The organism is Pontibacter rugosus (assembly GCF_042678745.1).
GTDB classification, from domain to species: Bacteria; Bacteroidota; Bacteroidia; order Cytophagales; family Hymenobacteraceae; genus Pontibacter; species Pontibacter rugosus.
Genome location: NZ_JBHTLD010000223.1, coordinates 1 through 7720 on the forward strand (window position 1 = coordinate 1; position 7720 = coordinate 7720).

Genomic DNA, 7720 nt, shown 5'->3' on the forward strand with positions numbered 1-7720 from the left:
TGCGTCTCGACAAGCGCTTTATACTTAGTAGTATGTTTTTTTATACTTGTGGCAAAGATAACTGCTACTTATTCAGCATCAGAAACAAAGGCAGACCATACATTGGTTGTTGCTCGGCTGATGTAATTTGATAGCATTTACTAAAATATAGGCCTATAAGTTGCGCAGAATAAAGAGTGGCTGTTACTTGAGCCCCTTTTAGTGCTTCTGTTTCATGGAGGCTAAAGGACCGATCTTGATTTTATTTTGCCTCAGTTTGTTTTCCCAATGCTCAAACTCCTTCTTTTCCATTGACTTTGTAACTTGATCCGCCAGGACTGTGTTTGAAAACAAGTTGGCAGCTATAATAGAATCATCTACAATATCATTCCGCCAAGTACCTGTTTTACCTACCACAGCTATAGTGTTGTGGTGCATCGTGTTGGCATAAGTAGACTTTGTCTGATAATAATCCTTCGCCCAGACACCGCTTGTCCAGAAGGTATACAGAGAATCATTTGAATGCCGTGCTGCCACTACCATCCGGTTATTGTATACCTTAATGTTGTTACCACCAGCTATACCAATACAATACCCGCCTAAACCTACCAGTTGGTTCCGGTATATTTCCAGGTGAGCAGTGGCTTGTGTCGAGTCAGTTCCCGGAGAATCAGACAGAATTCCACCGCCGGTATAATTGCTCTCGCTAGACGGTAGCGGGAAAGCGCCCTGTATATAATTATTGTGAATACGAATTGGAGAGTCGGGGAGGCCTCTGGTGTTATAGATGTTAATATTGTCTTCTACAACTGATTCATCGGGTTCGTTAATAACCTGATTCCAGGCTATTTCTGCATGTCGGATCGGGTTCCTGAAGTTTAGTCCTACAAAGTTGACTATAGCCCAGCCATCATGCACCCGGCCATCAATATTCCGGACTTTGTTATAGCGAATTTTAACTGTTTCCTGCGGAGAGCCGTTGCCTTCATAGCTTACCCCAAGGTTAATGCCTGCCGCATTCTCAATGTAACAATGTTCTACAACAATATTGCGGAATACATCTACCACCAAAAAATTGCGCGGCTTTTTATACTCTTTCCATGGTGTGGGCGTAATGCCGTAGCCATAAGTATTATATACCTGAATATCGGCAGCGTAACCCTGGCTCCTGATCAAACGACCTGCACCTCGAATATTGGAGTTAAGAATAATGACTGGCTCAGACGTTTTAATCTCAACAGCAGATACCTCTGCATCTTTGGATTCCCAGTTACCGGTATACGTGCCACCTTTTGTTATAACAATGGGCCCCTCGTATTGCAGCTGGAAAGAGGCGCTGGCTGGCGGGGTAGTGTTCTGCTGCCAGATAAAGTAGCCTAGCATACCCAGCAGTAGTATACTGCCTAGTATGATGCCGCTACGTTTAGTGCTGCTTTTTATACCTCTACGCTTTAGATGCAAATCATAACGAGTTACAGGTATGGCACATTTATTTAACAATATAGCCAAATATGCGTCGTGCATATCCACTTACAAGATAATAGGGGATGTAAGGTGTAGGGCAATTTTTAAAAGTAAACCTGGTAAAGTCGCGCAGGTTGCCGCCGCCTTTTATATCAAATAGGTGATTGTAAAAGTTCTTTAGGTTTTTCTTCTGGCGGTTTTTAATATCACCGCTTTCCTCTGGGTAAGTATAAATTTTGGCATCGTAATTACAGTATAGCTCAAAGCCATGCCGGGCAGCAGTATGGGTAAAATCGTTGTCCGCTATATAGTGAGGGAAGTTCTCCTGGTCAAAAAGACCAATTTTTTCAAACACAGCCTTAGGTATAAGCAGCCCCCTGCCCGGCAGGCGTGATACCTGGTGCAATCCTTTTTGCTGCTCCTTCGGCAGTTCCTTTAGCAGGTATCGCGCTCTGTGAAGTTTAAAGTCAATTATCTCGCCACCATAAACAGGTTCTTTGGTGGCAGCATCCATTTCCAAAGCCCCGATAATGGCTTCTGGTTTTTCTTTTATCCACTTGTAGGTTTGGGCGATAAAGTCAGTCGAAACTTCCAGGTCGTTGTTAAGCGTCATAACATAATCTGCCCCGGACTTTAAAGCATGCTGAATTCCCAGGTTAACACTGGCGGTCCAAAACAGCCCTCCATCCCCAAACAGAACATCTACTTGCGGAAACTCATCGCGCAACATTTCTGCTGTGCCATCTGTGGAGCCATCATCCACTACCACAACCTTAAACTCTTTGTTGGTTTGCGCCTCTAAAGACTTTAGACATTCGCGTGTAAAATTCTTTCTGTTAAAAACAGGTATAACTATATAAATCATGGCTTTATGCGATATTACTAACGGTGCTGTATACTTTCTGAATTTTTCCCTGAGCTTTACTTCTATAGCTGGAAATAGGTTGTATTATTTACAAAACCATAAAAAGCAGCGGGAAACTTTCTTAAATGAATGCTAAAGCTTTACAAACTGAAATTGAAAATGCTTTTTAGTTTGGTGCTTACTTTATCTCTAATGAGGTGATTGAAGTTTTTTCGGTCTGATTCAAGGTCGCGTAACACAAAGCGAGGGTGGCGCAAGGGGAGGTCAATTTCCTGCTCCTGTACGAGTGCCTTTTTATCATGTGTACTAAACGTGTGAGTTGCATCTGCTCCAAAGCCTATATTACGCACAAGGTTAACTTCCGGTATGATACAGAGCCCGGAATTACTGTATACGGTAAACTCCCACTGATAGTCCCACACATCACCTTTCTCGATATTGGTAAAGGTTTCTTGAAGCTTGCTCAGGCGATAGGCTTCTTCAAATTTGTTTAAAAAGATGCCATTCAAATATCCTTTTTGCTTTAGCTCAGGATAATTGCCCAGGTTATAGTCAAAAAGCTGCCAAGCTCTGCGCCAGGTAGCCCAGCCCCAGGCATTTACTTTGTCTGAGAAATAATACGAGTAGTCGCTGTCGCGGCGCCAGCCGTTCAAATAGTTATTGCCGCTCACGTGCATAATGCGCGTGTCATGCTTGTACCGCTCCAGCACCTCCTGGCAGTAAAAGAAAAAACTTTTAGAAGGTACGCAGTCGTCTTCTAGTATAATGCCTGTTTCTTCGTGTTCAAAAAGCCAGGTAATGGCAGTAGCAGGGGCAACACCGCAACGCAGATTCTCCTCTTGAAACAGCGTCTTTACCTCACACTCCCAGTCTACCTGCTCCACAATCCGGCGGGTTTCGGCACATTTCTCGGCATCAGTGGCCACATGCGGTCGAGGACCATCAGCGGCTACATATAGTTTTTTGGGTTTTACCTGTCTTATGCGGTCAAATACCTGCTGCGTTGTATGAGGCCTGTTGAATACAATCAATAATACGGGAGTACTTAAGGGCTCAGTAAGGGTTGGCGTAGTCATGTAGGTATTGGATGCGTTTTGTTATATAGTAATACTGCGATTCTAAAAGATAGTTGCTTCTCAGGTAACTTTTTGAGTATTAAGCGCACTCCGTTTTAGGCGCATGCGTTGTGCAGACTCTTTCAGGAAGGTGATAGGGCCGCTTACGTCTTCTTCCAGAGCTACTATGCACCAACCAGTTATACCGTAGTAAAAAGGAGTGAATACGTAAGACAAACCAAATAAAGGACCTGTTAAGACAAAAGACAGTAACACGATCTGGTCTATGGAGAGGCGCTTGCTCTTTATAGTATTTACGATTATATAGCCAATTATGAGCACATATATAAGCAAACCTGCAGAACCAAGGTAAAATAGCACGTCTACATAAAAGCTATGGAAGAAGTGACCATAACCATCTTCAAACATAGGTTTATCGTTGTCTTCACGGTAAAACTGGATAGGAAGCTCAAAACCTTCAAAGCGTAGTCCGAAAAAAGGGTTCTCCTCGATAAACGGCCAATAAGATAGCCACTGCATATAGCGCCATGCACCCGTACCCTGGGATTCAAAATTCTCTATGTCAGAAAAACTCTCCTGAAACTTCACAATAACTTCAGGGTGAATAGAAAAAACTAAAGCACTGCCTACAAACCCAGCTACCACTGCAATGAGAACAATAGGCATTAGCTTTGCGATGATGTGAAGTGACTTGCCTACCTTAAATCGAATAAGCAGGTAGTAAATGGCTAAGCCCAGCGCTGTACAGATCCAGACGGTGCGGTGCTGGAAGAAGATTATCAGAAAGGCCAGGAAGAAAGCCCCTAATAGATTAGGAGTATCTCCTTTGTAAAAATAAGTGGTCAGGAAATAAAAGAACGGTATCATCAACATGTATACCGAGCTTGCCACTATGCCTCTTTCATGGCTTGTGAAAGCAGAAAGACTTAATGCCTCCGGGTGTATAAGCACAGAGTTAAGCACAAAGCAGATCAATATGAACCATAGCACGTGCTTGAAGTGCGGAAGCGGGTTATTCTTGTGAAACGTGTATATAAAGAAAACAAAGCAAAACAAAAACAGCTTCAGAAACACGTGCGGGTACACCATAAAGGTGTTGTATTTATAGTATGACTCGTAAACCAGGGCGAACAGGTATAACAGCAGGAGAGCAAATATAAAGCGCATAAAAGGTGACATGCGCTGAAAATAAAGCGTGCTGTAACCTAAAGATATAACGGCCATGCCTTGCACCAGCATATTAAGAATAGTGCCCTGCAAATCAGGGTTTTCGGGTGCGAGCAACTCTAGAAACATGTTATCCATTGTTAGGATAAGCATGAGAGGTATAGCAAAGATGATACTGTAATTCAGCTTCATAAAGAGTGTGATGTAAAGCCTTTGGGTAGGGTACTAGTATGTACCCTCTTCCAGGGCTGGTGCTTTTTTCTCCCGCAACGGGTAGTAATGGGAGGCAAGAGATTCATAAACCTCAATATGCTTTCTTATAACAACTTCTTCTGAAAAGTTCTCCTGCACATACTGATAGGCATAGGAAGCAAATTCGGCTGCAAGGGTATCATTGCTAAGAAGTTTGATAATTGCTGCTGCCAATGCATCCTCTGAGTATATATCGCACAGAACACCAGCCTTGCCGTGGTCTAGCAGGTAAGGTATAAAACCGCTGTTTTCTCCGCCAATCACAGCGGTACCTACCACCATCGACTCCATTACGGCCATTCCAAAAGACTCTTCTCTGGAGGGGTGAACCAGTATTTTAGCATTAGCAACTAATTGCACCAGGTGGTCATGCAGAAGTGGCCCCAGGAATTTAACACCTTTTGCCAGATTATGCTCTATGGCATAAGCATGCGCCAGGCCATCCGGCTCCATGTCAATCCCGATCAGGTGGTATTCTATCTCAGGAAATTTCTCATGCACTTTTGCGAAAGCATGTAGGGCCAGCGGAATTCCTTTGCGTGTGTTAAACCCATTCACCACGGAAATAATGTAATTGTGCTTTTGGGCAGGCTTTACAATACTATCTTCTAAATCCGGAGTAAAGAAATTATTAATGATGACGGCCTTTTTCTTATGGCTCTTAGATATCTGGTTAAACGTATAGCTTGAGTTGGCCGCCAAGTGTTTAGCTTTGCTTGTAACGATGTTATTCATCATTAAACGAACAAACCGAAACATGTCGCACTGCGTGAAGAATATCTTATGGGCTATATCGTGTATGCTTACAACAGTAGGAATATTGCTTTTAAGTGCTGCCCACGCATATTCGTAAGTCCAGAATGCATAAATAACATCCGCCGGATGCTTCTGCATAAGGCTTGCTAGGTTTTTTATTTCATACTGAAAGAAACGGCGGCCAGGTTGAGGTTTAGTACAGGCGATGCACACGGTAAAGTTATGGCTATGAATAACTACTGGTTTATCTATACTGCCTGAGTTAGTATAGGCAATAACTTTATAGCCGCGTTTCAGCAAAGCATTGATCAGATGCGAAACCAGCGGAAACCCATTTGTCTCCGGCAACTCTTCTTTGCCAAGATCACATGCAACCAATTTTAAATCAACTGGTCCGGATATACCTATCGTCATAAATCAATGATTGTATAAGCTACTCTTAAATAAAGTCCTTTTTAAAACGGGAAATCATTTTTCCTAAGTAGGTTGATGTATTTACATTAAAGCCAACCATAGCTATAACCTGTCCTATCTGTTCTCTCAGTAGTTTCAGAGGGAACACAAACGTCAGTGTCAGAAGCGACAGTGCTCCTGTTACTATCTGTGCAGCAAGTACAACTATCATTGGTATATCGAGGCTTCTTAGTATATGGCTTACACCATAAATACAAGCCGCAACCAAAACTCCATTCAGCAGTCCTGGCAGGTAGATCTGTAACTGAGTTTTATAGGAAAGGTCAAGAACTTTCCTCATTACTCGCTGATAAAGAGCGACACGTAACAATTCTGCTATAAAAACGGCAAAGGCAAAACCAACTAGTCCGTAGTCTTTAAGCAGGTAAAAGCAGCCGCAGATCACCAGAATAAATAGTACGTTCAAAACAACCTTAGAGTTGAGTGCAGCCTTTGCATCACAAACTATTCCGGCAAACATTGTTATAAAGCTTAAAGGGATGCCGAGACAAAGCACCTGTAACACAGGGATGGATTCTACCCACTGGTCGCCGAGCAAAACAAGTATGATTTCAGGTGAAGCTACTGCAATGCCCAGGCAAACGGGTATAACAGCAGCGGCAAGCAATGTGATGCTGGAAAGATACACCCTGCCCAGTTTCTCGTTATCAGACTGCATTTTACTAAATGACGGAAAGATAACTTTGGAGACGGTGCGTGTTAGCATGTGCATAGGCAAACTCACCAGCAAAAGAGCTCTGTCATAGATACCCAGCTTGTAAGAGCCGAAGGCCCTGCCAATAAGTATAGAGCCTAAGCTTATACTTATAAACTCCAGAAAGCTAACAATAGACATCTTGCTGCCATAACTGAACAGCGGTTTGTAGGATGTCCAGTTGAAGTGCAGTAGCACATTGTGTCTGACAACCATATAGGCGCCTATGGCTACAAGCGTAGTTTGAGCCAGAGAGGCAAAAACCAAACTCCAAACACCTAAGCCTAAATAAGCACAGATAATGCCTACACCTAAATAAGCAAGCACATAGGAAATAGTTTCTATAATACTTAAAGCCTTGAACTGCATGTTTCGCTGCAGCAGGGTAGTAGCAGTGGAGGAGAGGCCATTTAGGAGAAAGGCAATACCCATAACCTGTACTACAGGCACCAGGAGAGACTCATTAACACCAGCTCCATTGTCGAAAAACTCTGTGGCGAAGGGGGCTATAAGCCATGCTACTATAGTGAAGAATGCACCTAATACAAGGGAGCTTGTGAAGGCAGCCCTGATATTCTCATTTGATAAGTCTTCTTTCTGAATGATAGCCTGCGAAAGCCCGAGGCTGGCAAAGTAACTTCCGAAGCGAAGTATAACACCTGCAATGGCAATAACCCCAAAGGCTTCTGGCGCTAACAGGCGCGCCATAATTGTAGTATAGCCGATTTGCATTACGGCATTTGCTACCGTTGATGCTGAACCCCACTTCAACCCGCTTACAGCCTGGGATGCTAAGCTTTTACTCGTTGGCTTTACTTCACCTGCTGGTGAGTTAGGGTTCGCTTCTAATATCTGGTTCTCAGCGGTAGGCACAGTAGTGGTATTCGTGGCAAATTGTGATGCAGGCTTAACAGTAGGTTTCATAGAAATTAAGTTGTTGAAGCCTTGAATTAGATACGCTTTATAAAAAAGAGCGTGTAAAAAGAATGATGT

6 protein-coding genes are annotated in these 7720 nt (G+C 43.1%); all 6 read right to left on the reverse strand.

The annotated features are described in order from the left end of the window. Nucleotides 1-198: 198 nt before the first annotated feature. The 6 genes from ACFQ2O_RS18215 to ACFQ2O_RS18240 all read right to left on the reverse strand — a co-directional run bounded on the left by ACFQ2O_RS18215 (nt 199) and on the right by ACFQ2O_RS18240 (nt 7651). Nucleotides 199-1503: a glycosyl hydrolase gene (locus tag ACFQ2O_RS18215; protein WP_377531229.1), complete on the reverse strand. Its 1305-nt coding sequence runs from the start codon at nt 1501-1503 to the stop codon at nt 199-201. Next, nucleotides 1469-2308, reverse strand: coding sequence for a glycosyltransferase family 2 protein (locus ACFQ2O_RS18220; protein ID WP_377531232.1), 840 nt, complete (start codon nt 2306-2308; stop codon nt 1469-1471). The genes ACFQ2O_RS18215 and ACFQ2O_RS18220 overlap by 35 nt, the downstream gene beginning before the upstream one ends. Nucleotides 2309-2448: 140 nt before the next feature. Beyond that, nucleotides 2449-3384, reverse strand: a complete 936-nt coding sequence (locus ACFQ2O_RS18225) for a nucleotide-diphospho-sugar transferase (RefSeq protein WP_377531235.1) — start codon at nt 3382-3384, stop codon at nt 2449-2451. Nucleotides 3385-3444: 60 nt separating this feature from the next. Beyond that, on the reverse strand, nt 3445-4704 hold the full coding sequence (locus tag ACFQ2O_RS18230) for an O-antigen ligase family protein (protein WP_377531237.1): 1260 nt from the start codon (nt 4702-4704) through the stop codon (nt 3445-3447). Between the two features lie 72 nt (nt 4705-4776). Beyond that, nucleotides 4777-5973 carry a glycosyltransferase family 4 protein gene (locus tag ACFQ2O_RS18235; RefSeq protein ID WP_377531239.1) on the reverse strand — a complete coding sequence of 399 codons (1197 nt, stop codon included), beginning with the start codon at nt 5971-5973 and terminating at the stop codon, nt 4777-4779. 25 nt (nt 5974-5998) lie between these two features. Next, nucleotides 5999-7651: a lipopolysaccharide biosynthesis protein gene (locus tag ACFQ2O_RS18240; RefSeq protein WP_377531242.1), complete on the reverse strand. Its 1653-nt coding sequence runs from the start codon at nt 7649-7651 to the stop codon at nt 5999-6001. Nucleotides 7652-7720 lie beyond the last annotated feature (69 nt).

What these genes read in the sequence shown, in the direction of transcription:
- ACFQ2O_RS18220 (WP_377531232.1), bottom strand. Translation starts at nt 2,308, where the DNA reads ATGATTTATATAGTTATACCTGTTTTTAACAGAAAGAATTTTACACGC.
- ACFQ2O_RS18240 (WP_377531242.1), bottom strand. Translation starts at nt 7,651, where the DNA reads ATGAAACCTACTGTTAAGCCTGCATCACAATTTGCCACGAATACCACT.
- ACFQ2O_RS18235 (WP_377531239.1), bottom strand. Translation starts at nt 5,973, where the DNA reads ATGACGATAGGTATATCCGGACCAGTTGATTTAAAATTGGTTGCATGT.
- ACFQ2O_RS18215 (WP_377531229.1), bottom strand. Translation starts at nt 1,503, where the DNA reads ATGCACGACGCATATTTGGCTATATTGTTAAATAAATGTGCCATACCT.
- ACFQ2O_RS18230 (WP_377531237.1), bottom strand. Translation starts at nt 4,704, where the DNA reads ATGCTTATCCTAACAATGGATAACATGTTTCTAGAGTTGCTCGCACCC.
- ACFQ2O_RS18225 (WP_377531235.1), bottom strand. Translation starts at nt 3,384, where the DNA reads ATGACTACGCCAACCCTTACTGAGCCCTTAAGTACTCCCGTATTATTG.